Genomic DNA, 24,877 nt, shown 5'->3' with positions numbered 1-24,877 from the left:
GACTTGGACTGGTCTCGATACTGGATACGATCAATCGGCTTAACCGCATGGCCTGAACCGCCGTGTACGGAACCGTACGCACGGTGGTGTGGGAGGACGGCGGCCGTGAGGCCGCCTCCTACCCGATCCTGCCATTCAAGGATGACTGCCGTAGGGTGCGTCGCGCGCGCCGCCGGTTGGTCTGCGTTACAGCTTCCACGCCCGGCGTAGCGTCTGCACCGCCTCGATGATTTGCGCCTCGGGCACCGCGGCAAAGCCCAGCACCAGTCCAGCGCGGGCCTCCTCGGCCGTTTCGCTGTCGGGCAGCCAGTAGTCGCTCAAGGGGGTCATCTCGATACCGGCTGCGCGGGCGGCGCCGATCAGCTCGCGTTCACGGGCCAGGCTCTCGACCCTGATGCTTAGATGCAGGCCGGCTTCCACGGCCGGCAACGGTGAGCATCCGGGAATCGCCTGCGGCCAGGCCTCGATCAGAGCGTCGCGGCGGCTGCGCGCCGCCTGGCGCATGCGCCGCACATGACGCTGGAAGTGTCCGGCAGCGACAAATTCGGCCATCACTGCCTGGGTGCCGACCTCCGAGTGGCGTATCTCCAGCGCCTGGCGCCTGGCGAAGGGCTCGGCCAGCGCGGGCGGCAGCACCAGATAGCCCAGGCGCAGCGCCGGGAAGGCGAGCTTGCCGAAGGTGCCGATGTAGATCACCCGCTGCTGCCCATCCAGCGCTGCCAGTGGCGCGAGCGGGGTGCCGCTGTAGCGGTACTCGCCGTCGTAGTCGTCCTCGATGATCCAGCCGTTGACGCGCTTGGCCCACGCCAGCAAGGCCAGGCGCCTGGGCAGCGACAGGGTGACGCCGGTGGGGTACTGGTGCGCGGGTGTGACATAGGCCAGCCGACAATCGTTCAGACGCTGCAGGGCGTCGACGTCCAGGCCGTCATGGTCCACCGCCACGCCGCACAGCTGCGCGCCGGCCACGGCGAAGGCATGGCCCGCGGCGCGGTAGCCGGGATTTTCGATGGCCACGCGGTCGCCCGGTTGAATCAGCAATTGCGCGCAGAGGCTGATGGCCTGCTGCGAGCCGCAGGTGATCAATATCTGCTGCGTCTCGCAGGTCAGGCCGCGGCTGCTGCGCAGATAGGCGGCGATCAGCTCGCGTAGCTGCAGGTCACCGGCCGGGTCGCCATAGCCCAGCCGTGCCAGCGCGGGTTTGCGCCAGAAGCGCGCCTGCAGGCGTGCCCAGGTCTCGAAGGGGAACAGATCGAAAGCCGGTACACCGATGCGAAAGGCGCGCGGCGCGCCGCTCGGCGGCAGCGGCAGGTGGTGCGTGTGCAGGCGCTGCAGTGCCGGGCTGGATGCCGCTGGCGTAACGGCTGGAGAGGGCGTGGGGCGACTGCGCGCCAGTTCGGCGACATAGGTGCCATCGCCGACCCGCCCGGCCACGTAGCCCTCGGCATACAGCTGGTCCAGCGCGCGGGTCACGGTGTTGCGCGAGATGCCCAGTAGCGCGGCCAGCTCACGGCTGGCCGGCAGGCGCGTGCCACTGGCCAGGCGGCCATCGAGGATGCGCACGCGCAAGGCCTGGTACAGCTGACGTGCCAAGCCCTGGCCGGGTTGCAGGCGAATACCGGAAAGGTCGAACGGCAATGAGGGCGAGCGGCTCATGAGGATTGCGATTGGCTCTATGAAAGTCATCCAAAATGGATCTTACATCAGGCCAATAGCCTGCCTAGCATGGCTTCATCACATCAGGAGATGCCGCCATGTACTGCCCCGCCGCCTTTCGTCAGGACGACCTGCCCAGCCTGCACGCGCAGATACAGTCCAGTGGACTGGCCATCGTGACCAGCACTGGCGCACAGGGCCTTCAAGCCAGCCATCTGCCGCTGTTGCTTGAACCTGGCGAAGGCGAGTTCGGCACCCTGTACGGCCACTTCGCCAGCGCCAATGGGCACTGGCACGATCTGGCCGCTGGCGCCGAGGCACTGGTGGTATTCAGCGGTGCGGACGCCTACGTGCATCCCGGCTGGTACCCGGCCAAGGCCGAGCACGGCAAGGTGGTGCCGACCTGGAATTACATCGCCGTGCATGCCTGGGGCCAGGCCGAAGTGTTCGACGAGCCCGAGCGCCTGCTCGAGCTGGTCAGCCGCCTCAGCGACCGCCACGAACAAGGCCGCGCGCAGCCCTGGGCGGTCAGCGATGCGCCGCGCGAGTACATCGACGCCATGCTGCGCGCCATCGTCGGTTTCGCCCTGCCGATCCGCCGACTCGAAGGTAAATGGAAGCTCAGCCAGAACCGCTCAGCCAGCGACCAGGCCGGCGTGCGTACCGGCCTGGCAACGTCCAACAACCCGCGCGACCACGAATTGGCAGCGCAGATGAATCCCGCCGACTGATCACCAAAGGAAGGCCATCATGCTCGACATTCGCCCTGTCACCCCTGCCGATCACGCCGCCTGGATGCCGCTCTGGCAGGCTTACCAGCGCTTCTACCAGGCCGAGATCCCGGCAGAAACCAGCGCCCTAACCTGGCAGCGCTTTCTCGACTCGGCCGAGCCGATGCACGCCGCCCTGGCCTGGCAGGACGGCGAGGCGGTCGGTCTGGTGCACTTCACTATCACCGCAGTTGCTGGTCGCGTGGTGACTACTGCTACCTGCAGGATCTGCTCGTCGCCGAGCACATTCGCGGTGGCGGCATCGGCCGCGCGCTGATCGAGCACGTTTACACCGCAGCCCGCGCTGCTGGCGCCAGCCGTGTGCATTGGCTGACCCAGGAAAGCAACTACCAGGGGCGTATGCTCTACGACCGCATCGGTGACCGCTCCGGTTTCATCCAGTACAGAAAACTGCTCTGAGGCAGGCCTCACTCCATCTCGAACAACCCACCCCGCAGCTGCGCGCCGCCCAGGCGCTGGCGGATGTCGTCGTCGATGCGCGGGTCGTCGGGGGCGTAGAGCATCAACTGGCGATAGGCGTTGACCCGGTTGATCTCGTTACCCAGGTACTGCCAGACCACGCGGGTGCAGGCCGGCGTGCGCCGGTCGCTGCTGGAGACGCCGGTCTTGATGCCGTTGAGGCGGATGATGCGGCTCTTGAAGCTGGGAATCAGGATGGTCTGGCTCATCTCGTTGCCGGTGAGCGACTCGTAGTCGACCAGAAACAGGCGGTCCTGCAGGAAGAACGCCGTGCCCAGGTAGCGACAACGCACCCAGTCCTCACTGCCGCCGCGTGTAGGTTCCTGGCGCTCCTGGCGTTCCTGGCGCTCGAACAGGTAGTTGCCGCGCTCTTCGCGCAGGTGCACCAGTGACAGCAACACATGCCCCGGTACCGACATGCAGTTGGAGTACTCGAAGTAGTAGCCGCAGTAGCGCTCCATCGGGCTGGCCTGACGGCGCAACGGGGCGAACAGCTCCAGCAACGGGTCGCTGCCGCCGTGCGGTTGCGCGGCGCCGCTGCGTGCACCGATCAGGCGGGTGAACTGCTCGGCCGGCATGGCCAGCTCGAAGGGCTCGACGCCGAAGAAATCGCAGATGCGCTTGAGGTTGTGCGTGGTCGGCCGACTCTGCCCGGCCAGGTAGCGATTGAACTGCGCGCGGTTGATCGACAGCTTGCGACACACCTCGGCGATCGAACGGTAATGGCTGCAGAGCAGTTTCAGATTGCTGCCGAGGGAATCGGACATATGGCCGCTCCAGCTGATGCGAATGACGCGATTCTAGCATCAACTCGCATCAGGTCGCCGCGACCTGCGAAATTGTCCCGCGCGGCGCCTTCACCAAAGATTGCGCCACCCGCCCGGTGCGGCGCATTCCCATTCAGAACAACAAGAGAGAAAGCCTCCATGCTCGATCTTCTCAATGACCTCATCTGGAGCAAGCTGCTGATCGTGATGCTGATCGGCCTTGGTCTTTACTTCACCGTCGCCTCGCGTTTCGTCCAGTTTCGCTACTTCAGCAGCATGTTCCGCATCTTCAGTGAGGCATTCAAACGCCAGCCGGGTCAGCTCAGCTCGTTCCAGGCACTGATGCTGTCGGTGGCTGGCCGCGTCGGCGCCGGCAACATCGCCGGTGTATCCGTGGCAATCATGCTCGGTGGCCCGGGCGCCATCTTCTGGATGTGGGTCGTGGCTCTGGTCGGCATGGCCACCAGCTACTTCGAGTGCTCCCTGGCGCAGCTGTACAAGCGGCGTGAACCGGATGGCACCTACCGTGGTGGCCCGGCCTTCTACATCCAGCACGGCCTCGGCCAGCGCTGGCTGGGTGTCGTCGTGTCGATCCTGCTGCTGGTGACCTTCGGCTTCGGCTTCAACGCCGTGCAGTCGTTCACCGTGGCCAGCTCGCTGCATGACACCTTCGGCCTGCCGACCATCGTCAGCGGCCTGATCCTGACCGGGGTGATCGGCGTGATCATCTTCGGCGGCATCAAGCGCATCGCCAGCATGGCCGACGTGCTGGTACCGATCATGGCGTTCTCCTACATCGGCATGGCGCTGGTGGTGATCGGCATGAACTTCGGTGAGGTGCCGGCGACCTTCGCCATGATCTTCAAAGCGGCCTTCGGCCTGGAGCCGGCCTTCGCTGGCGGTATCGGCGCGGCCATCATGATGGGCGTCAAGCGCGGCCTGTTCTCCAACGAAGCGGGGCTGGGCAGCGCGCCGAACGTGGCGGCGGTGGCCGAGGTCAAGCATCCGGCGGCGCAGGGCATCGTGCAGTCGCTGAGCGTGTTCATCGACACCCTGCTGGTGTGCACCAGCACCGCGCTGATCATCCTGCTCTCCGGCGTTTACCAGCCGGGCAGCGAAATGGCCGGTGTCGTCCTGACCCAGACCGCCCTGGCGGCCGAAGTCGGTGAGTGGGGCCGGGTGTTCGTCAGCATCGCCCTGCTGCTGTTCGTCTTCACCACCCTGATCTACAACTACTACCTGGGTGAAAACGCCCTGGGCTTCTTCAGCCAGAAGCGTGGCCCGGTGATGATCTACCGCGTGCTGGTGGTGGCCCTGGTGCTGTGGGGCTCGGTGCAGGATCTGGGCACCGTGTTCGCCTTCGCCGATGTGACCATGGGCCTGCTGGCGATCTGCAACCTGATTGCCCTGGCACTGCTGTTCAAGGTGGGCCTGCGCCTGATGCGCGACTACGATGCTCAGATCAAGGCCGGGGTCGAGTCGCCGGTGTTTGATCCGCAGAAGTTCGCCGACCTGGATCTCGATCCCAAGGCCTGGCAGGCTCCGGCAGATGCTCCGGTAACCCACGCCGAACTGGGTGATCGCGTTTACCAGCGCTGATAGCCCCTGCTCGAAGAAGGGGGCGCTGCCTAATGCTGATCAGATAAGTTCGTCACCACCCCTCCTACTTGCAGTAGAGGGGGCGCTTTTCGTAGGAGCCAGCTTGCTGGCGATGCTTTTTATGGCGGATCGCCGGCAAGCCGGCTCCTACAAAGATCGAGTGCAACGGCTTAACTGACTGACATTAGGGCGCTGCCTAATGCTGATCAGATAAGTTCGTCACCATCCCCTCCTACTTGCAGTAGAGGGGGCGCTTTTCGTAGGAGCCAGCTTGCTGGCGATGCTTTTTATGGCGGATCGCCGGCAAGCCGGCTCCTACAAAGATCGAGTGCAACGGCTTAACTGACTGACATTAGGGCGCTGCCTAATGCTGATCAGATAAGTTCGTCACCATCCCCTCCTACTTGCAGTAGAGGGGGCGCTTTTCGTAGGAGCCAGCTTGCTGGCGATGCTTTTTATGGCGGATCGCCGGCAAGCCGGCTCCTACAAAGATCGAGTGCAACGGCTTAACTGACTGACATTAGGGCGCTGCCCCCTTTTTTATCGCCCGCATTTCCCGAGGAGAGCCCATGGCGACCCCAGAAAAACTCCTGGTGCTGTACACCGGCGGCACCATCGGCATGCAGATGAGTGCAGACGGCCTGGCGCCGGCTTCGGGTTTCGAGGCGCGCATGCGCACCCAACAAGCCAGCGAGAACGCCAGCGAACTGCCGCAATGGACCTTCCGCGAGCTGCTGCCGCTGATCGACAGCGCCAACATGAACACCGGCCACTGGCTGGCGCTGCGTGACGAGATCGTCACCGCCGTGCAGACCGATGGCCACGACGCCGTGCTGGTACTGCATGGCACCGATACCCTGGCCTACAGCGCCGCCGCGCTGAGTTTTTTGCTCCTCGGTCTCGACGTGCCGGTGGTGCTGACCGGCGCCATGCAGCCAGCCGGTGTCGATGGCGGCGATGCTTGGCCCAATCTGTTCGGCGCCATGCGTGCGCTGTACCGCGGCGTCGCGCCTGGCGTGCACCTGTACTTCAACGGGCAGCTACTGCATGGCGCACGTTGCTCGAAGTTGCGCAGCGATGCCTTCGACGCCTTCCAGGTGCTGCCGCGTCAGCGTCAGGCCGAGCGGGCAGAGGTCTCTGCACGGATCGACTATCGCCAGGCACGCAAGGCCGTGAACCTTGCCGTATTGCCGCTGCATCCGGCCATGCAGGCCGGGCATCTGCAAGCGCTGCTGACCAGCGGCGTGCAGGGGCTGTTGCTGGAGTGTTACGGCAGCGGCACCGGCCCGGCCGGCGACGCGCAATTGATGAGCGTGCTGCGTGAAGCGCATCAGCGCGGCGTGGTGCTGGCGGCGATCAGCCAGTGCCCGCAAGGCCATGTGCAGTTCGGCGTATACGCCGCCGGCAGCCGTCTGGCCGAGGTCGGTCTGGTGTCCTGTGGCGGCATGACCCGCGAAGCCGCACTGGGCAAGCTGTTCGCCCTGCTCGGCGCCGGTTTGCCGCAAACGGAGGTTGAGCACTGGCTGGCGCGCGATCTCTGTGGTGAGATGAGCGACTGATCCACCTGCCCAAACAGAGGAAGGACGATGAGCATCGAAATTCGCCCTGTAGTCGCTGCCGATCACCAAGCCTGGTTGCCCTTGTGGCAGGGCTACCAGCGCTTCTACATGACCGAGATTCCAGCCGAGACCAGCGCCGTTACCTGGCAGCGCTTTCTCGACCCCGCCGAGCCCATGGGCGCCGCCCTGGCCTGGCGTGATGGGCAGGCTATTGGTTTGGTGCACTGGGTCATCCACCGCTCGACCTGGACCACCGGCGACTATTGCTACCTGCAGGACCTGTTCGTCGCCAAGGGTGAGCGCAGCGGTGGCATCGGGCGCAAGTTGATCCAGCATGTGTTTGAGCAGGCGAGCGCCGCCGGCTGCTCGCGGGTGCACTGGCTGACGCACGAGACCAACAGCCAGGCCAAGCTGCTGTACGAGCGCATCGGTGAGCGCTCGGGCTTCGTGCAGTATCGCAAGCTGTTGTAAGGCCCCGCATCACGTGCGGGCGGCGATTGGCCGCGCTGGCCGCCCGACAGGACGCGCCATGCGCAGCAGCACTTATGCGCGGCTCAAAACACCGACCAGCCGATGCGCTCGCTGAGCAGCTCCAGCGCCTTGATCCCGGCCAGGGAGTTACCCGCAGCGTTCAACTCCGGTGACCACACGCACACACTGAACTGCCCTGGGACCACCGCGACGATGCCGCCGCCCACACCGCTCTTGCCCGGCAGGCCAACGCGGTAGGCGAAGTTGCCCGCTTCGTCATACAGGCCGCTGGTGGCCATGATGGCGTTGATCTGCTTGGTCTGGCGGGGCGACAGCACCTGTTCGCCGCTGTGCTGGCAGAAGCCTTCATTGGCCAGGAAGCCGAAGGCGCGCGCCAGGTCGACGCAGCTCATGCGCAGCGCGCAGCAGCTGAAGTAGCTGCGCAGCACGGCCTCGACTTCGTTATGAAAATTACCGAACGACTGCATCAGGTAGGCTGCTGCGGCGTTGCGCGCGCGGTGCTGGTACTCGGACTCGGCGACATGATTGTCCACCGTGACCTCGGGGTTGCCCGACAGGCGCCGGACGAAGTCGCGCATCGACAGCGCCGGTGCGGCGTAGCGCGACTGGTTGATGTCGCAGATCACCAGGGCACCGGCATTGATGAACGGATTGCGCGGCTTGCCACGCTCGAACTCCAACTGCACCAGCGAGTTGAACGGCTGCCCGGACGGCTCGTGGCCGAGGCGCTGCCAGATGCTTTCGCCGCTGCGGCCGATGGCCTGGACCAGGCTGAACACCTTGGAAATGCTCTGGATCGAGAAGGGCGTACGGGCATCGCCGGCGACATGCACCTGGCCGTCGTTGCCATACACGGCGATGCCCAGTTGAGCGGGCACCACGCTGGCCAGTGCGGGAATGTAATTAGCCACCTTGCCCTGGCCGATCAGTGGGCGAACTTCATCGAGAATTTCGTTCAACAGCGCTTGCATGCTCAGGCTCGCGAGGGCGCCGGGCTTGCCCGGCATGTCACTGCTAGACGCCCATTGACGGACACGAATCACAGCGCGCGGCTTGCTCTGCACGGTTCTGCGCCCTAGTCTCGGCCTCTTACTGTCGACGGCGTAGCCTGATGTCCACCGTTCTCAACGTCCTGCTGCCGATCTTCGGCCTGATCCTGGTCGGCTACATCTGCCGGCGAACCAATCGCCTGGGGCCGACTGCGGCATCGGAGATGAATCGCTTCGTGGTCTGGCTCGGCCTGCCGGCCCTGCTCTTCAGCCTCACGGCCAAGGCCGACTGGGCGCAGATCTGGCAGCCGGGGTTCCTGCTCGCCTTCACCGGCGGCATGCTCGCGGTGTTTCTGGTCACGCTGGTGTATCGCTGGAAAACCACCGGCAGCCTGGTCGACGCCAGTATCGACGGGCTTAGCGCCGGTTACGCCAACACCGGCTATATCGGCATTCCGCTGTGCGTGCTGGTACTGGGTGAGGACGGCATGGCGCCCGCGCTGATCGCCTCGCTGCTGGTGGTCTGCGTGCTGTTCGGCCTGGCGGTGGTGTGCATCGAGGTGGGTCTGCAGAGCAAGAAGGGGCTGGGCGGCGCCATCGTTCAGGTGGTCACCGCGCTGTTGAAGAACCCGCTGGTGATCGCACCACTGCTCGGTGCTGCCTGGGCCTTTGGTGGCGTGCAGATGCCCGCAGCGCTGGACGAGTTTCTGCGTCTGCTCGGCGCCGCCACCGTACCCTGTGCGCTGGTGTCGCTGGGCTTGTTCCTGGCGCAGCGGCAGAGCGGGCCGAGCGAAGGTGCCTGGCCGCTGGTGGCGCTGAAGCTGGTGCTGCAACCGCTGGTGACCTGGTTCATCGCTTTCGTGCTGCTCGACCTGCCAGCCTTCTGGGCGCATGCCGCGTTGCTGCTCAGCGCACTGCCGACCGGCACCGGGCCGTTCATGCTCGCCGAGTATTACCAGCGCCAGGCGGCGCTGGTGTCGCGGGCGATCCTGTTTTCCACCCTCGGTTCGCTGCTGACCCTGTCGCTGATCCTGCTGGCGATCAGCCCTTGAGCTGCAGCTCAAGACCCAGTTGCCGGGACAAGCAGGGCCAGCGCTGCCAGGCCGATGCGGTGTCCGGCGCCGCCAGGCGCTCGCGGTAGGCCTGCGCCGAGGGTTGCTCGAAGCTGGCGTCATCGAGCATACCGGTCAGGGCATGATGCACGGCTTCGTCGAGCTGGTTGGCAAAGGGCTCGCCAATCAACTGGTGGGCGATCAGGTTAGCGCGCGTGGTGTCCAGCGGGATCAGCGGCTGGCCGAAATGGGCGATGTAGCGGTCGTTGACCTCCTCCACCAGGCGATGCGCCAGATAGGCTTCATCGAGCAGACCCTCGAGCCCTTCATGACCTTGCATCAATGCCGGCGGCTGCAGGAAGAAATGCTCGGCGATCTTCAGCACGGGTTTTACCGCCGCCTCGATCCCCGCCTCCTGCGCCACCTCGGCAGCGGCATCGAGCACATCCGGCACTTGCTCGATATAGGCGATGACGAAAGCCGTCAGCGCATCCGGGGCAGCGTCCTGCGGCAAGCGGATGGCGGGGTGCAGACCATCCAGCTGAGCCTGCAGCATGCGCGCGAGCGCCTGGCTGCCATGTTCCTGCTGGCGCGCCTGGGCGATCAATTGACGAATGGCGACGGTGTTCATGACTACTCCTACATGCCTGGACATGGACGTGAACCTTAGCCGGCCGTTGTGGCGTGCTAAGACGCGATTGTCATAACTTTTTCATACTTATGCGAGTCCGCTATATCCAACTGTTTCAGAATAGCTACACCCCGCATCAGCCGTGGGGTTTAGGACAAAGCTTGCGCGTCTTCAGCCATTTTTGTCTGAACGTTGCGAGGTAAACCTCGCTGTCTATACTCGATTTCGAAAGGCAGTACCTGATGGAACCGGACGGGCTTTGGCACGGGAGGTTTCGGCAGCAGTCGCCAGCAGTCGAGCGTGGCCCGCGGACAGTGATTCCGCCGTACAGGCTCATGGCAGTCGATCCCTTAGCCGCAGGCTCAGCCGGCGGGATAACAAGAACAATCAAGGGGAACCCGCAATGATGCGACATCCACGAGTCTGGATGGGCCTCCTGCTGTGGCTGGCATTGGGCTCGGCGCATGCGCAGTGGACGGTCAATATGACGCCCGGTGTCACTGACGTCAGCCGCTCCGTCTTCGATCTGCACATGACCATCTTCTGGATCTGCGTCGTGATCGGCGTGATCGTGTTCGGCGCCATGTTCTGGTCGATGATCATGCACCGCCGCTCCACTGGCCAGGAGCCTGCGCACTTCCACGAAAGCACCACCGTCGAGATTCTCTGGACCGTGGTTCCCCTGGCCATCCTGGTGGTGATGGCGATTCCGGCGACCAAGACGCTGATCGAGATCTATGACACCTCGGAGTCCGAGCTGGATATCCAGGTCACCGGCTACCAGTGGAAGTGGCACTACAAGTATCTGGGGCAGGACGTCGAGTTCTTCAGCAACCTGACGACGCCGCGTTCGCAGATCAACAACCGCGAAGCCAAGGGCGAACACTACCTGCTGGAAGTGGATGAGCCGCTGGTGGTGCCGGTGGGCACCAAGGTGCGCTTCCTGATCACCGCTGCCGATGTCATCCATTCCTGGTGGGTGCCGGCACTGGCGGTGAAGAAGGACGCCATCCCCGGCTTCATCAACGAATCCTGGACGCGCATCGAGGAGCCCGGCATCTACCGCGGTCAGTGCACCGAGCTGTGCGGCAAGGACCACGGTTTCATGCCGGTGGTGGTCGAGGCCAAGTCCAAGGAAGACTTCGAGGTCTGGCTGGCCGAACGCAAGGAGGCTGCTGCCGCCGAGCGCGAGCTGACCAGCAAGGAATGGACCATGGAAGAGCTGATGACTCGCGGCGAGAAGGCCTATGTCACCGCCTGCGCGGCCTGCCACCAGCCTGGTGGCGAGGGCCTGCCGCCGATGTTCCCGGCCCTCAAGGGTTCGGCAATCGCCAAGGGGGACGCCGAGGCTCATATCGACATCGTTTACAACGGCAAGCCGGGCACCTCCATGGCGGCCTTCGGCAAGCAGCTGTCGCCGGTCGATCTGGCCGCCATCATCACCTACGAGCGCAATGCCTGGGGCAACAATGTCGGTGACATGGTCACGCCCAAGGACATCCTCGATTTCTCCAAGGCGCAGGAGTAAGGACATGAGTGCAGTGATCGACCACGGTCATACTGACCACCACCATGGCCCGGCCAAGGGCCTGATGCGCTGGGTACTGACCACCAACCACAAGGACATCGGCACGATGTACCTGTGGTTCAGCTTCTGCATGTTCCTGCTCGGCGGCTCGATGGCCATGGTCATCCGTGCCGAGCTGTTCCAGCCGGGCCTGCAGATCGTGCAGCCGGAATTCTTCAACCAGATGACCACCATGCACGGCCTGATCATGGTCTTCGGCGCGGTGATGCCGGCGTTCGTCGGCCTGGCCAACTGGATGATTCCGCTGATGATCGGCGCGCCGGACATGGCCCTGCCACGGATGAACAACTTCAGCTTCTGGCTGCTGCCGGCGGCCTTCGGTCTGCTGGTCTCGACGCTGTTCATGGAAGGTGGCGGGCCGAACTTCGGCTGGACCTTCTACGCCCCGCTGTCGACTACCTACGGGCCGGAGAGCACGACCTTCTTCATCTTCGCCGTGCATTTGATGGGCATCAGTTCGATCATGGGGGCGATCAACGTGGTCGCCACCATCCTCAATCTGCGCGCCCCCGGCATGACCCTGATGAAGATGCCGCTGTTCGTCTGGACCTGGCTGATCACCGCCTTCCTGCTGATTGCGGTGATGCCGGTACTGGCGGGCTGCGTGACCATGATGCTGATGGACATCCACTTCGGCACCAGCTTCTTCAACGCCGCTGGCGGTGGCGACCCGGTCTTGTTCCAGCACGTGTTCTGGTTCTTCGGCCACCCCGAGGTGTACATCATGATCCTGCCCGCCTTCGGCGCGGTCAGCTCGATCATCCCAGCCTTCGCGCGCAAGCCGCTGTTCGGCTACACCTCGATGGTCTACGCCACGGCGGCGATCGCCTTCCTGTCGTTCATCGTCTGGGCGCACCACATGTTCACCGTCGGCATCCCGCTGACCGGCGAGCTGTTCTTCATGTACGCCACCATGCTGATCGCCGTGCCCACCGGGGTGAAGGTGTTCAACTGGGCCAGCACCATGTGGCAGGGCTCGATGACCTTCGAGGCGCCGATGCTGTTCTCGGTGGCCTTCGTCATCCTGTTCACCATCGGTGGTTTTTCCGGGTTGATGCTGGCCATCGCCCCGGCGGACTTCCAGTACCACGACACCTACTTCGTGGTGGCGCACTTCCACTATGTACTGGTGCCCGGTGCGATCTTCGGCATCTTCGCCTCGGCTTACTACTGGCTGCCCAAGTGGACCGGCCACATGTATGACGAAACCCTGGCCAAGCTGCATTTCTGGATGAGCTTCATCGGCATGAACCTGGCGTTCTTCCCGATGCACTTCGTCGGCTTGGCCGGCATGCCGCGGCGTATCCCCGACTACAACATGATGTTCGCCAACTTCAACATGGTCTCCAGCATCGGCGCGTTCATGTTCGGGGCCACCCAGCTGCTGTTCCTGTTCATCGTCATCAAGTGCATCCGCGGCGGCAAGCCGGCCCCGGCCAAACCCTGGGACGGGGCCGAAGGCCTGGAGTGGACGGTGCCGTCACCGGCGCCCTACCACACCTTCAGTACGCCACCGGAAGTGAAATAGGAGGTCTGCCGTGAGCGAGGTCATCGCGACTCGTCGCCTGGTTACCCGTCTGCTGCTCGTGGTGGTGGTGATGTTCTGCTTCGGCATCTTCGTCCTGCCGCCGTTCTACGACGCCATGTGCCGGGTTTTCGGCATCAACGGCAAGACGGCCGGGGCCTACCAGGGCGAGCAACTGGTGGATGAGCAGCGCCAGGTGCGCGTGCAGTTCCTCGCCACCAACGCCGCCGGCATGGTCTGGGAGTTCGGCCCGCAGGCCGACGAGATACTGGTTCACCCGGGTGAGGCGCGCGACATGCTGTTCGTCGCCTACAACCCCAGTGACCAGCCGATGAGCGCGCAGGCGATTCCCAGCGTATCGCCTTCGAAGGCGGCGGCCTTCTTTCACAAGACCGAGTGTTTCTGCTTTACCCAGCAGGTGTTGCAACCGGGCGAGCGCATCGAAATGCCGGTGCGCTTCATCGTCGACAGAGACTTGCCCAAGGACGTGAAGCACCTGACGTTGGGCTACACCCTGTTCGATATCACCGCGCGCAAACCGCCAGTGGCACAGGCTCCATAAGGAGAACAACAATGTCGAGTCACGAAAGTCACGAGAACTATTACGTACCGGCGCAGAGCAAGTGGCCTATCGTCGCCACCATCGGCCTGCTGGTCAGCTTCTACGGTGTCGGCACCTGGTTCAACGATCTGTCGGCAGGCCGCGACGGTTCCAACGGGCCGCTGATCTTTTTCGTTGGCGGGCTGATTCTGGCCTGGATGCTGTTCGGCTGGTTCGGCAACGTCATCAAGGAGAGTCGCAGCGGCCTGTACAGCGCGCAGATGGACCGCTCCTTTCGCTGGGGCATGAGCTGGTTCATCTTCTCCGAGGTGATGTTCTTCGCCGCCTTCTTCGGCGCCCTGTTCTATATCCGCATGTGGGCCGGACCCTGGCTCGGCGGCGAGGGTGACAAGGGCGTGTCCAACATGCTCTGGGAAGGCTTCGAATACAGCTGGCCGTTGCTGCAGAACCCTGACTCCAAGTTGTTCCCGCCGCCCAGCGCAGTGATCGACCCCTGGCATCTGCCGCTGGTCAACACCATCTTGCTGGTGTCATCGAGCGTCACCATCACCTTCGCCCACCATGCCCTGAAGAAGAACCACCGTGGCCCGCTCAAGGCCTGGCTGGCCGCGACCATCGTGCTCGCCCTGGCGTTCCTGTTCTTTCAGGTCGAGGAATACATCGAGGCCTACACCGAGCTGGGGCTGACCCTGGGCTCAGGCATCTATGGCGCGACCTTCTTCATGCTTACGGGCTTCCACGGCGCGCATGTGACCTTGGGCACCATCATCCTGATCGTGATGCTGGTGCGCATCATGCGTGGGCATTTCAGTGCTGATCAGCACTTCGGTTTCGAGGCGGCCGCCTGGTATTGGCACTTCGTCGATGTGGTCTGGCTGGGATTGTTCGTCTTCGTCTACGTACTGTAGTGGGGGCTACCAGGTGACGTGGGACACCAGTTGCCCTGAGTAGAAGCCCCAGGCGATCAGGGCAACGGTGATGGCGGTCAGGCCGACACGGACAGTCAGGGCGCCGACCACGCGGGAACCATGGCCTTCATCCCTGACCAGGAAGAACAGGCCGCTGAACAGGCTGACGAGAGTGGCCAACAGCATGAGGACGATCGCGGCCTTGAGCATGCGAGACTCCGGGGGATTGACGTGATGCACTGCAGTATAGCCAGCAACCCCAACCACAACGGCAGGCAGCCATGAACGCCTTCCGCCCCGGTTGGCTGCCCAGCCTGCTGGTCGCCCTGTTGCTGCCGGGCCTGCTCTGGCTGGGTTTCTGGCAATTGCAGCGCGGCGAGGAGAAGCGCCAACTACTGGCCAGCTTCGAGGCTCGGCGGCAGGCCGAGCCGATCAGCCTCGAGCAGCTCGAACCCCTGCGTGACCCCGCCTATCGCCGCGTCCAGCTGCGTGGTTTTCTCGACAGCGAACACAGCCTGCTGCTCGACAGCCGTATCCGCGATGGCCAGGCCGGTGTCGAGTTGCTGCAACCCTTCTATGACCAGCCCAGCGGACTCTGGGTATTGCTCAACCGTGGCTGGCTACCCTGGCCGGACCGGCGTACGCCGCCACGTTTCGAGACCCCCGAAGGCATGCTGCAGCTCACTGCCTGGGTCTACGTGGCACCCGCCGCTGGAATGAACCTGGGCACAGGTACAGCCTCCGAAGGCTGGCCACGGCTGATCACTCGGGTCGAGGCCGACAGCCTCTGGCAGCAGTTGGGCCGTGGCGGCCTGTCTTTCGAAACGCGCCTGCAGCCGGGCCCGGCCAGCTACCGCGTCGACTGGCCGGTGGTGGCCATGAGCCCGAGCAAACATCTCGGCTATGCAGTGCAGTGGTTCGCCCTGGCGGCCGCACTGCTGGGCCTGTTCATCTACCTCGGAATTCACAATGCACGGGAGCATCGTCATGAACCCAGCCATCGCCATGCCTGAAACGCCGCGCAAGGGGCGCGGTCGCCTGCAGCTTCTGCTGATTCTGGCCATCGCCATCGGCCCGATGTTTCTCGCCAGTGCCATGTATCAGTGGCGCTTCTGGGTGCCGGAAACGCGCAGCTACCACGGCGTACTGATCGGTGACGGGCGCAGCCTGGCCGACCTAGGCGTGCAGGGTGAGGTGGCACCCCGCTGGCAGATTCTGGTCACGGCGCCGGGTGCATGCGAGGCGGACTGCCAGCAGCTGGTGTACCTGGCGCGGCAGATTCAGATCGGCCTCAACCGCGAGACCGCCCGCGCCAGCCACGGCTTGGCACTGGCCGAACCGCTGAACGCCGACTACGACGCCACACTCAAGCGCGAGTACCCGCAACTCGGTCGCTATCAGCTGGATCTGCAAGCCTATGCCAGGGCCGCCGAGGCCGCGCCGGGCGCACAACTGTGGCTGGTCGACCCGCACGGCAATCTGGTGCTGCGCTACCCGGCCGGCAGCAAGGGCAAGGCCATTCTCGATGATCTGCGCTACCTGCTGAAAATTTCCCTGATCGGTTGACGCCGCGCTCTGTCCATATCGACAGAGCGTCAGGCCCAGTGCCCAAGGAGTAGACATGCACAAGCCCGGTTACCGTCTAGCCTTGTTCGCCACCCTCCTGACCGTGGTGGTGGTGCTGCTAGGTGCCTACACTCGACTGACCCATGCCGGCCTGGGCTGCCCGGACTGGCCCGGCTGTTATGGCTTTCTCGGCGTGCCGATGAGCGAGCACAAGCAGGCCATCGCCGAGGCACGCTTCCCCGATGCCCCGGTGGAAGTCGCCAAGGGCTGGTACGAGATGATCCATCGCTACTTCGCCGGCGCCCTGGGCCTGGTGATTCTCGTCATCGCGGCCCAGGCCGTGCGCCGCCGCGCCGAGCCAGCCCAGCCGCTCAAGCTGCCGCTGGCGATTCTGGCGCTGGTGATCCTGCAGGGCGCATTCGGCATGTGGACCGTCACCCTGCAACTGTGGCCGCAGGTGGTCACCGCGCACCTGCTCGGCGGTTTCGCCACGCTCAGCCTGCTGACCTTGCTCACGCTGCGCCTGTCCGGACGCTTCGCCCCGCTGCAGTTGCCGGCACGCCTGCGCACATTGGCGGCAGCGTGTCTGCTATTGGTTATCGGGCAGATCGCCCTCGGCGGCTGGGTCAGCTCCAACTATGCGGCCGTGGCCTGCGTCGACCTGCCCACCTGTCACGGTGAGTGGTGGCCGGCGATGGATTTTGGCAAGGGCTTTCACCTGACCCAGCACATCGGCCCCAACTACCTGGGCGGGCAGCTCGACAGTGACGCGCGCACCGCCATTCACATGAGCCACCGCATCGGCGCGCTGCTGGTCACGCTGGCGCTGCTGGTGCTGGCCTGGCGGCTGCATGTGGCCGGGCTGTCGCGCCTGGCTGGCCTGCTGCTGCTGGCGCTGGCCGTGCAGGTGGGCCTGGGTATCAGCAACGTGATCTTCCACCTGCCGCTGCTGGTGGCGGTGGCGCACAACGCCGGCGGTGCGGCCCTGCTGCTGAGCATGGTGCTGATCAACTATCGCCTGCGCACGGCAGGTGAGCGCAGGCATGCCGTGCACACGCTCACCGATGCCCACGCGGCTCTGGCTTCCAACGGCCTGCTGCAGGCCGGTAAATAACGAATCAGGGAGAAATGCCATGGCGACCATCCTGCAAGCCCATGCCGAACCTGCCACCTGGCGTGATTATCTGGAGCTGACCAAACCGCGGGTGGTGATGCTGATGCTGATCACCTCGCTGGTCGGTATGTTCCTCGCTACCCGTGCCGGTGTGCCCTGGACCGTGCTGCTGTTCGGCAACCTCGGCATCGGTCTGTGCGCCGGCGCGGCGGCGGCGGTCAACCATGTGGTGGATCGGCGCATCGACTCGATCATGGCGCGCACGCACAAACGTCCGGTCACCGCCGGGCGTGTCTCGCCGGTGGCGGCGTTGACCTTCGCGCTGCTGCTGGCCATCGCCGGCATGAGCCTGCTGATGGTGTTCACCAATGAGTTGGCTGCCTGGCTGACCCTGGCCTCATTGCTCGGCTATGCGGTGATCTACACCGGCTTTCTCAAGCGTGCCACGCCGCAGAACATCGTTATCGGTGGCCTGGCTGGCGCCGCGCCGCCGCTGCTGGGCTGGGTCGCCGTCACCGGACACCTGAGTGCCGAGCCGCTGCTGCTGGTGCTGATCATCTTCGCCTGGACGCCGCCGCACTTCTGGGCCCTGGCCATCCACCGCAAGGCCGAATACGCCAAGGCCGACATCCCCATGCTGCCGGTGACCCACGGCGAGCACTACACCAAGGTGCACATCCTGCTCTACACCCTGGTGATGTTCGCGGTAACCCTGCTGCCCTACGCCATCCACATGAGCGGGCCGCTGTACCTGGCCTGCGCCGTGCTGCTGGGCGGGCGCTTCCTGCATTGGGCCTGGGTGCTGTACCGTGACAGCAAACCGCACGCGGCGATCAACACCTTCAAGTACAGTATCTGGTATCTGTTCCTGCTGTTTATCGCGCTGCTGGCGGACCATTACCTGCTGCTGAATATCTAAGGTTTTTCATGACGCGTACCCATACAACGGTTTTCGTTCTTGTCGCCATCGTCGCCCTGGTGCTGGGGCTGACCGTCAACAAGGTACTGAGCAGCAAGGGCCAGGGCGACCCGGCCGCGCTGCTCGACGCCGGCATCGTCCTGCTGCCGCAGAACCGCAGCCTGCCAGCTCTGAAGTTGGTCGATCAGGATGGCAAGGAAGTCGCGGTTGATCAGCTCAAGGGCGACTGGAAGCTGTTGTTCTTCGGCTACACCTTCTGCCCGGATATCTGCCCGGCCACCCTCGCCCAACTGCGCCAGTTGCAGACCCAACTGCCGGAAGAAACCCGCGCGCGACTCGAGGTGGTGATGGTCAGCGTCGATCCGCATCGCGATACGCCGGAGCAGCTGAGCAAGTACCTGGGCTTCTTCAATGCCGGCTTCAAGGGGCTGACCGGCGAAGAGGAAACCCTGCAGAAGTTCGCCAACTCGGTGAGCATTCCCTACATTCCGGCGGACACCAGCAAGGAAAACTACACCGTCGACCACAGCGGCAACCTGGTGATCATCGGCCCGGATGGCACCCAGCGCGGTTTCATCCGCGCACCGGTCAACAACGCCAAGCTGGCTGAGCAACTTCCCGGACTGGTTTCGGGTAGCTGATCCGCTGGGGGGCGCCTACGCACCACCATCACCCAGGTTGCATGGCACAGCATTTCCCGGATTTCATCCTGGCTACGGACGCCGGCGCGTAGGGTGGGTTAGCGGCGCAATGCCTCGGACGCGTATACGCAGCTGTACTTGGCGCGCCGCGTAACCCACCAGGCGATGGATGGCGTTGCGCCGACGGTGGGTGACGCCGCTGCAGGCACAGCGGGCGTCTCAAACGGCGTGACAGGTGGTCAACCCGCCCACGAAACGGCAACAGACCCTACAGCGCGAACGGCAGTGGCAGGTTGATCTGCTGACGTTGTGCCAGGCGCCGCTGGAATTCGCCCGGATCATGAATCAGCACTTCCTGCCCGGCGAACGACTCGGCGGCGATCAGGCGCGACAGCCAGAAACGCACGCAAGCCACGCGCAGCATGGTCGGCCACAGCTGGGCCTCGGCAGCGCTGAAGGGCCGCAGCGCCGCATAAGCGCCGAGCAGCGCGCGGGCACGAGCGCCATCGAGGCTGCCGTCTTCGTGCGAGCACCAGTCATTGAGGGTGATGGCCAGGTCGTAGAGCATCGGCCCGGAGCAGGCGTTGTAGAAGTCGATCACCCCGGCCAGGTGGTTGCCGTCGAACAGCACGTTGTCGCGGAACAGGTCGGCATGCAGGTTGGCACGCGGCAGGGCGAGGATGCGCGGTTTCAGCTCGGCGATCTCGGCCAGCGCATCACGCAGTAGCGGTAACGCCTGTTCATCAAGCTTCAGCGCCTGACTCGGGCCTTCGGCGAGCATCCAGTCCAGGCCGCGGTCGCTGCGACGTTCCACCGGCTGTTCGCGAGTCGCCAGGTGGATGCGGGCCAGCAGGCTACCCACTTCCTGACAGTGATGCGCGTTGGCCTCGCGCACATGTTTGCCGGACAGCCGGGGCTGCAGCAGCGCCGGTTTCTCCGCCAGGCGGCGCAGCGCCTCGCCATCCTGCGTGCGCAGGGCATAGGGCACCGGCAGGCCGGCATCGTGCAGTACGTCGAGCAGCTCGATGAAGAACGGCAGGTCGGCCACTGGGCCGCGTTCGACCAGGGTCAGAACGTACTCACCCTGCTCCAGGCTGACGAAGAAATTGCTGTTTTCGCTGCCCGCAGCAATGCCCTGGAAATCGCGCAACCGACCAAGCCCATAGGGCGCCAGGAAGACTTCGAGCTCATGACGCTCCAGGGGGGTGAATACCGACATATCAGACCTTAATGACTTACCAGCTAAAGATTTCCCAGGACGGGATCAGCATGTCCGGATCGTCCGAACGTACGAAGTTGCCGTCGCTGCCATCGGCGCGAACGAGAAAGTAGGGTTTACCGTTCTTCGGGATCACCTTGATGGCGTAGAGGAAGCCATTGACCCGGTATTCCTGAATGGTGCGGTCGCCATCCTGGCGAATGGTCACGTCGGGATCGGCGGAAACCGGATCTTCGGCGTGAGCGGCAAGCGGAAGACAGGCCATAAGGCCGACCAGCAACAGGCGATTAAGCGTACCCATGATAATCTTGCTCCTTTGTTTTTCACCGATGCAGCCATTCTACCGCTGCGCCCGCCGAAAAGGTTGATCCCGCGCATGAGCCAAGCCCCCCTCGTTCTGGTCGACGGTTCCTCGTACCTGTACCGCGCCTTCCACGCCCTGCCGCCGCTGACCACTTCCAAGGGCATGCCCACCGGAGCGGTAAAAGGCGTGCTGAACATGCTCAGGAGCCTGCGCAAGCAGTACCCGAACAGCCCCTTCGCCGTGGTCTTCGACGCCAAGGGCGGCACCTTTCGCGACGAGCTGTTCGCCGAGTACAAGGCCAATCGCCCGTCCATGCCGGACGAGTTGCGCGTCCAGGTCGAGCCGCTGCATGCCAGCGTGCGCGCCCTGGGGTTGCCGCTGCTGTGCGTCGAAGGCGTTGAAGCTGACGACGTGATCGGCACCCTGGCGCGCCAGGCGGCGGGGGAAAAGCGCGACGTGGTGATCTCCACCGGCGACAAGGACATGGCGCAGCTGGTCTGCCCGCACGTTACGCTGGTCAACACCATGACCGGAAGCGTCTATGACGAAGGTGGCGTGAAAGAGAAATTCGGTGTCGGCCCTGAGCTGATCATCGACTATCTGGCCCTGATGGGCGACAAGGTCGACAACATCCCCGGCGTGCCCGGCGTCGGCGAGAAGACCGCCCTCGGTCTGCTGGTCGGCATTGGCGGCGGTCTCGATATGCTCTACGCCAACCTCGACAAGGTCCCTGAGCTGCCGATCCGCGGCGCTAAGAACCTGCCGGCCAAGCTCGAAGAACACCGCGAGATGGCCTACCTGTCGTATCAACTGGCGACCATCAAGACCGACGTGCCGCTGAATATCGAGATCGACTCGCTGCATCCCGGCGAGCCGGATCAGGCCGCGCTGGTGGAGCTTTACGGCGAACTGGAATTCAAGAACTGGCTGGACGACCTGCTGCGGCAGAACAAGTCACTGGCGGCCAAGACTGCTGCGCCGGCTGAAGATCTGTTCGCCGAACCGACTGACGCAGCCGCCGAAGAGGCCGCTGAACCCGCACCGGCAAGCACCGGTGATTACCAGCTTGTGCTGGAACAGGCGCAGTTCGATGCCTGGCTGAAGAAACTGGAGCAGGCAGAGCTGATCGCCTTCGACAGTGAGACCACCAGCATCGACGCCCAGCAGGCGCAACTGGTCGGCCTGTCCTTCGCGGTCAAGGCCGGTGAAGCGGCCTATATCCCGCTGGCGCACTCCTACATGGGCGTGCCGCTGCAGCTCGACCGCGATGCGGTGCTCAAGGCGCTTAAGCCGATTCTCGAGGATCCGGCCAAGGCCAAGGTCGGCCAGCACGCCAAGTACGACATCAACGTCCTGGCCAATGCCAGCACACCGATTATGGTGCAGGGTGTGGCCTTTGACACCATGCTCGAATCCTATGTGCTGGACTCCACCGCCACCCGCCACGACATGGACAGCCTGGCGCTGAAGTACCTGAACCACAGCACCATTCGTTTCGAGGATATCGCCGGCAAGGGCGCCAAGCAACTGACCTTCGACCAGATCGCTCTGGAGCAGGCCGGCCCCTACGCCGCCGAAGATGCCGACGTGACCTTGCGTCTGCATCAGGAGCTGTGGCGCCGACTTGAAGCCGTGCCCTCCTTGGCCAAGGTGCTGCGCGAAATCGAGATCCCGCTGGTGCCGGTGCTGGCGCGTATCGAGCGCAACGGCGCACTGGTCGACGCCAAGCTGCTTGGCGAGCAAAGTGTCGAGCTGGGCGAAAAACTGGTGGAGCTGGAGCGCAAGGCGTTCGAGATCGCCGGTGAGGAATTCAATCTGGCCTCACCCAAGCAACTCGGCGTGATCCTCTACGAAAAACTCGGCTACCCGGTGATCAGCAAGACTGCCAAGGGCCAGCCCTCCACCGCCGAAGCGGTACTGGCGGAACTGGCCGAGCAAGATTTCGAGCTGCCCAAGGTGCTGATGCAGTACCGCAGCTTGAGCAAGCTCAAGAGCACCTACACCGACAAGTTGCCGGAGCAGATCAACCCGCGCACGGGGCGTATCCATACCAGCTATCACCAGGCGGTCGCCGCTACTGGCCGCCTGTCGTCGAGCGACCCGAACCTGCAGAACATCCCGATCCGCACCGCCGAAGGCCGGCGCATCCGCCAGGCTTTCGTGGCGCCCAAGGGCTACAAGCTGATGGCGGCGGACTACTCGCAGATCGAGCTGCGCATCATGGCTCATCTGGCCAAGGACAAAGGTCTGCTCGATGCCTTCCACCATGACCTGGACGTGCACAGGGCCACTGCTGCCGAGGTGTTTGGTGTGGCACTGGAAGAGGTGAGCAGCGACCAGCGGCGCAAGGCCAAGGCCATCAACTTCGGCCTGATCTACGGCATGAGCGCCTTCGGCCTGGCCAAGCAGATCGATGTCGAACGCAAGGAGGCGCAGGCCTACATCGACCGCTACTTCGCCCGTTACCCGGGGGTGCTGACCTACATGGAAAGCACCCGCGCGCAGGCTGCCGAGCAGGGCTATGTGGAGACGGTCTACGGCCGGCGCCTGTACCTGCCGGAAATCCACGCGCAGAACCAGGCCATGCGCAAGGGCGCCGAGCGCGCGGCGATCAACGCACCGATGCAGGGCACGGCGGCGGACATCATCAAGCGCGCCATGATCGCCGTGGATGGTTGGCTGCAGGACAGCGGCATCGACGCCCGCATCATCCTGCAGGTGCACGACGAACTGGTACTGGAAGTGCGTGAGGAACTGATCGACGAGGTCAGCGCCAAACTCAAGAGCCTGATGAGTGGTGCCGCCGACTTGGACGTACCGCTGTTGGTGGAAGTCGGTGTCGGCGCCAACTGGGACGAAGCGCATTAAGCCCCGTCGCCGCGGCGTAAAGCCGCGGCCGCTTTAGCTTTTGGGTTTCAGGGAATCAAAAGGCGCTTTCTTATTGCAAATGGTTTTAAGGCGGCGATGAACTTTCTGTAAACCCACCCGGTCAGAGTTCATGAATGGCCGTTAAGCCCTTCAATGCTCCTTTGTTGTGTTAAGTGTTGGCAGACATCTGAACCCCGCCCTAGCGGTTCAGACCTTGAACCCCGAACTTCTCCCTCCCCATACGAAGCTCGGGGTTTTTTTTGCCCAAAAAAAAGCTGCCGCTAGCGGCATTCTGATGACCCTCTCCCATTTATGGGAGAGGGTGCCCGAAGGGCGGGAGAGGGTTTATCCGGCGATGCCGAGCGTCGCCTGAACCACCCTCTCCCCAGCCCTCTCCCATAAATGGGAGAGGGAGCAGACCGTGCATGCCGGGTGTGCGTCGCACCCTACTCCTGTTCCTCATCCTCTTGCGGCAATAGATCCAACCAACCGGCCAGTACCATCTGCGCTTCTTCCACGCCCATACGCTTAGGCGCCGAGAACAACTGGATGCTGATGCCCTCGCCCCACTGCTTGTGAATTTCCTGGCGCACCTTAAGCAAAGTGGTCTTCGCTGCGCCGAAAGCCAGTTTGTCGGCCTTGGTCAGCAGGATATGCAGCGGCATGCCACTGGCTACCGACCAGTCCAGCATCATACAGTCGAACTCGGTCAGCGGATGGCGGATATCCATCATCAACACCAGACCGCTCAAACTCTCGCGGCTGCCCAGATACGCTTCCAGATGTTTCTGCCAGTGCTGTTTGAGCGGGATCGGTACCTTGGCATAACCGTAACCGGGCAGGTCGACCAGGCGACGCTCGTCGTCCAGGCGGAAGAAGTTGAGCAACTGCGTACGTCCCGGTGTTTTCGAGGTGCGCGCCAGGCTGGCGTGGGTAAGGGTGTTGAGCGCGCTCGACTTGCCAGCGTTGGAGCGGCCGGCGAATGCCACCTCCAGGCCGCTGTCCTCGGGGCACTGGTCGACCTTGGCGGCACTGATGAGGAAGCTGGCCTGCTGGCACAGACCGATGATGGGATTTTTCGGGAGCATGGGGGTATCCGGTGGATGCCTCGATTCCTGTTCAGTGGTTCGAGGGCTTGCGACATTTCCGCGCACCTGCTGCACTCCAGAGGGAGCGGCAGGGAGCGTCGTTTCCGTTTCAGTATTGCCAGTATATAATGCCGCAGATTTTGTGTGCGCTTTGTCCCACCCGCAGGAACCCAATTGCCGGGAGCGATTACATCTCTGCTCGATAGAAAGCAGGACGCTCCCAACCCTGATGAGGTTGATCTGATGAAGAAAATGCTGCTTGCTGCTGCCGTTATGATGTTGTCGTTCAACGGCTATGCTGCTCAGGATCCGCAAGCTGTGTATGACCGTTCCTGTGGTGTATGTCACAACGGCCAGATTCCCACGGCGCCCCAGAAGGGCGACAAGGCCGCATGGGAGCCGCGTCTGGCCAAGGGCATGGATACACTGGTGCAGAGTGTCACCAATGGTTTGAATGCCATGCCGCCGCGCGGCCTGTGCATGGACTGCTCGGCCGAGGATTACCAGGCGGTCATCAAGCTGATGACCGAGTGAGTAAGCCCGCTCGATAACCCTTTCTCTCTTAGCCGTAATTGGATTAGCT

The 24,877-nt window shown here is 63.7% G+C and carries 24 protein-coding genes and 1 pseudogene; 17 read left to right on the top strand and 8 right to left on the bottom strand.

Features of this window, described 5'->3' with window-relative positions:
* Positions 1-186: 186 nt before the first annotated feature.
* On the bottom strand, positions 187-1,653 hold the full coding sequence (pdxR, locus tag PSOLE_RS15905) for a MocR-like pyridoxine biosynthesis transcription factor PdxR (protein WP_045107721.1): 1,467 nt from the start codon (positions 1,651-1,653) through the stop codon (positions 187-189).
* Positions 1,654-1,751: 98 nt separating this feature from the next.
* On the opposite strand from pdxR, the gene PSOLE_RS15900 reads away from it, so the two are divergent.
* Together PSOLE_RS15900 and PSOLE_RS15895 are read left to right on the top strand one after the other, a co-directional pair.
* Entirely contained in the window at positions 1,752-2,384 is a 633-nt protein-coding gene (locus PSOLE_RS15900) for an FMN-binding negative transcriptional regulator (protein ID WP_004422963.1), read from the top strand.
* 19 nt (positions 2,385-2,403) lie between these two features.
* A pseudogene (locus PSOLE_RS15895) lies at positions 2,404-2,843 on the top strand (N-acetyltransferase family protein).
* Between the two features lie 8 nt (positions 2,844-2,851).
* Here PSOLE_RS15895 and PSOLE_RS15890 read toward each other — a convergent pair.
* Positions 2,852-3,670, bottom strand: a complete 819-nt coding sequence (locus PSOLE_RS15890; RefSeq protein WP_088339326.1) for a helix-turn-helix domain-containing protein — start codon at positions 3,668-3,670, stop codon at positions 2,852-2,854.
* Between the two features lie 159 nt (positions 3,671-3,829).
* Here PSOLE_RS15890 and PSOLE_RS15885 point away from each other — a divergent pair, with 159 nt between their 5' ends.
* The 3 genes from PSOLE_RS15885 (at position 3,830) to PSOLE_RS15875 (ending at position 7,299) form a co-directional block, all read left to right on the top strand.
* The gene (locus tag PSOLE_RS15885) at positions 3,830-5,269 is read left to right on the top strand and encodes an alanine/glycine:cation symporter family protein (protein ID WP_074857167.1); all 1,440 of its coding nucleotides are present in this window, start codon (positions 3,830-3,832) and stop codon (positions 5,267-5,269) included.
* A gap of 569 nt (positions 5,270-5,838) precedes the next feature.
* Positions 5,839-6,828: an asparaginase gene (locus tag PSOLE_RS15880; RefSeq protein WP_084344054.1), complete on the top strand. Its 990-nt coding sequence runs from the start codon at positions 5,839-5,841 to the stop codon at positions 6,826-6,828.
* Between the two features lie 27 nt (positions 6,829-6,855).
* Positions 6,856-7,299 (top strand): GNAT family N-acetyltransferase, encoded by a 444-nt coding sequence (locus PSOLE_RS15875; RefSeq protein ID WP_074857161.1) that lies wholly within the window; start codon positions 6,856-6,858, stop codon positions 7,297-7,299.
* 83 nt (positions 7,300-7,382) lie between these two features.
* Here the strand turns inward: PSOLE_RS15875 and glsB are convergent, their stop codons facing one another.
* Entirely contained in the window at positions 7,383-8,291 is a 909-nt protein-coding gene (gene glsB, locus PSOLE_RS15870) for a glutaminase B (RefSeq protein ID WP_074857188.1), read from the bottom strand.
* A gap of 140 nt (positions 8,292-8,431) precedes the next feature.
* On the opposite strand from glsB, the gene PSOLE_RS15865 reads away from it, so the two are divergent.
* Positions 8,432-9,361, top strand: coding sequence for an AEC family transporter (locus tag PSOLE_RS15865; RefSeq protein ID WP_074857158.1), 930 nt, complete (start codon positions 8,432-8,434; stop codon positions 9,359-9,361).
* Here PSOLE_RS15865 and PSOLE_RS15860 read toward each other — a convergent pair.
* Positions 9,351-9,992: a hypothetical protein gene (locus PSOLE_RS15860; protein ID WP_074857154.1), complete on the bottom strand. Its 642-nt coding sequence runs from the start codon at positions 9,990-9,992 to the stop codon at positions 9,351-9,353. The two genes, PSOLE_RS15865 and PSOLE_RS15860, sit on opposite strands and share 11 nt — an antisense overlap.
* Before the next feature lie 403 nt (positions 9,993-10,395).
* Between PSOLE_RS15860 and coxB the strand changes: the two genes are divergently transcribed.
* Genes coxB through PSOLE_RS15840 form a run of 4 tightly spaced genes read left to right on the top strand, consistent with a single transcriptional unit; the run spans position 10,396 to position 14,575 of the window.
* Positions 10,396-11,520 (top strand): cytochrome c oxidase subunit II, encoded by a 1,125-nt coding sequence (coxB, locus tag PSOLE_RS15855; protein WP_074857151.1) that lies wholly within the window; start codon positions 10,396-10,398, stop codon positions 11,518-11,520.
* Between the two features lie 4 nt (positions 11,521-11,524).
* Positions 11,525-13,108 carry a cytochrome c oxidase subunit I gene (gene ctaD, locus PSOLE_RS15850; protein ID WP_072423682.1) on the top strand — a complete coding sequence of 528 codons (1,584 nt, stop codon included), beginning with the start codon at positions 11,525-11,527 and terminating at the stop codon, positions 13,106-13,108.
* A gap of 10 nt (positions 13,109-13,118) precedes the next feature.
* A complete protein-coding gene (locus PSOLE_RS15845; protein WP_074677574.1) occupies positions 13,119-13,667 on the top strand; it encodes a cytochrome c oxidase assembly protein in 549 nt (182 codons plus the stop codon).
* Between the two features lie 11 nt (positions 13,668-13,678).
* Positions 13,679-14,575, top strand: coding sequence for a cytochrome c oxidase subunit 3 (locus tag PSOLE_RS15840; RefSeq protein WP_074857147.1), 897 nt, complete (start codon positions 13,679-13,681; stop codon positions 14,573-14,575).
* Between the two features lie 6 nt (positions 14,576-14,581).
* Here the strand turns inward: PSOLE_RS15840 and PSOLE_RS15835 are convergent, their stop codons facing one another.
* On the bottom strand, positions 14,582-14,785 hold the full coding sequence (locus tag PSOLE_RS15835) for a twin transmembrane helix small protein (protein WP_074857144.1): 204 nt from the start codon (positions 14,783-14,785) through the stop codon (positions 14,582-14,584).
* Between the two features lie 71 nt (positions 14,786-14,856).
* On the opposite strand from PSOLE_RS15835, the gene PSOLE_RS15830 reads away from it, so the two are divergent.
* From PSOLE_RS15830 to PSOLE_RS15810, 5 genes are read left to right on the top strand one after another with little or no spacing between them, the layout of a single operon-like run.
* Positions 14,857-15,588 (top strand): SURF1 family protein, encoded by a 732-nt coding sequence (locus PSOLE_RS15830; protein WP_074857142.1) that lies wholly within the window; start codon positions 14,857-14,859, stop codon positions 15,586-15,588.
* On the top strand, positions 15,563-16,141 hold the full coding sequence (locus PSOLE_RS15825) for a hypothetical protein (protein WP_074857139.1): 579 nt from the start codon (positions 15,563-15,565) through the stop codon (positions 16,139-16,141). Before PSOLE_RS15830 ends, PSOLE_RS15825 begins: the two co-directional genes overlap by 26 nt.
* Before the next feature lie 55 nt (positions 16,142-16,196).
* The gene (locus PSOLE_RS15820) at positions 16,197-17,255 is read left to right on the top strand and encodes a COX15/CtaA family protein (RefSeq protein ID WP_074857137.1); all 1,059 of its coding nucleotides are present in this window, start codon (positions 16,197-16,199) and stop codon (positions 17,253-17,255) included.
* A gap of 19 nt (positions 17,256-17,274) precedes the next feature.
* Positions 17,275-18,174 (top strand): heme o synthase, encoded by a 900-nt coding sequence (gene cyoE / locus PSOLE_RS15815; RefSeq protein ID WP_074857135.1) that lies wholly within the window; start codon positions 17,275-17,277, stop codon positions 18,172-18,174.
* 8 nt (positions 18,175-18,182) lie between these two features.
* Positions 18,183-18,815 (top strand): SCO family protein, encoded by a 633-nt coding sequence (locus tag PSOLE_RS15810; protein ID WP_074857133.1) that lies wholly within the window; start codon positions 18,183-18,185, stop codon positions 18,813-18,815.
* Between the two features lie 268 nt (positions 18,816-19,083).
* On the opposite strand, the gene PSOLE_RS15805 is transcribed toward PSOLE_RS15810, so the two are convergent.
* Together PSOLE_RS15805 and PSOLE_RS15800 are read right to left on the bottom strand one after the other, a co-directional pair.
* Positions 19,084-20,034 (bottom strand): homoserine kinase, encoded by a 951-nt coding sequence (locus PSOLE_RS15805; RefSeq protein WP_004423025.1) that lies wholly within the window; start codon positions 20,032-20,034, stop codon positions 19,084-19,086.
* A gap of 16 nt (positions 20,035-20,050) precedes the next feature.
* The gene (locus PSOLE_RS15800; RefSeq protein ID WP_004423027.1) at positions 20,051-20,335 is read right to left on the bottom strand and encodes a DUF2782 domain-containing protein; all 285 of its coding nucleotides are present in this window, start codon (positions 20,333-20,335) and stop codon (positions 20,051-20,053) included.
* Positions 20,336-20,410: 75 nt separating this feature from the next.
* Here PSOLE_RS15800 and polA point away from each other — a divergent pair, with 75 nt between their 5' ends.
* Positions 20,411-23,206, top strand: a complete 2,796-nt coding sequence (gene polA, locus PSOLE_RS15795; RefSeq protein WP_074857185.1) for a DNA polymerase I — start codon at positions 20,411-20,413, stop codon at positions 23,204-23,206.
* 446 nt (positions 23,207-23,652) lie between these two features.
* On the opposite strand, the gene yihA is transcribed toward polA, so the two are convergent.
* A complete protein-coding gene (gene yihA / locus PSOLE_RS15790) occupies positions 23,653-24,294 on the bottom strand; it encodes a ribosome biogenesis GTP-binding protein YihA/YsxC (RefSeq protein WP_074857132.1) in 642 nt (213 codons plus the stop codon).
* A 243-nt stretch (positions 24,295-24,537) separates the two neighbouring features.
* Here yihA and PSOLE_RS15785 point away from each other — a divergent pair, with 243 nt between their 5' ends.
* Positions 24,538-24,828, top strand: coding sequence for a c-type cytochrome (locus PSOLE_RS15785; protein ID WP_004423033.1), 291 nt, complete (start codon positions 24,538-24,540; stop codon positions 24,826-24,828).
* Positions 24,829-24,877: the final 49 nt, after the last annotated feature.

The sequence above is a fragment of the Pseudomonas oleovorans subsp. oleovorans genome (assembly GCF_002197815.1).
Lineage (GTDB): Bacteria > Pseudomonadota > Gammaproteobacteria > Pseudomonadales > Pseudomonadaceae > Aquipseudomonas > Aquipseudomonas oleovorans.
Note: the sequence above shows the minus strand (reverse complement) of the source record. Positions and strands in the feature narration are given on the sequence as shown.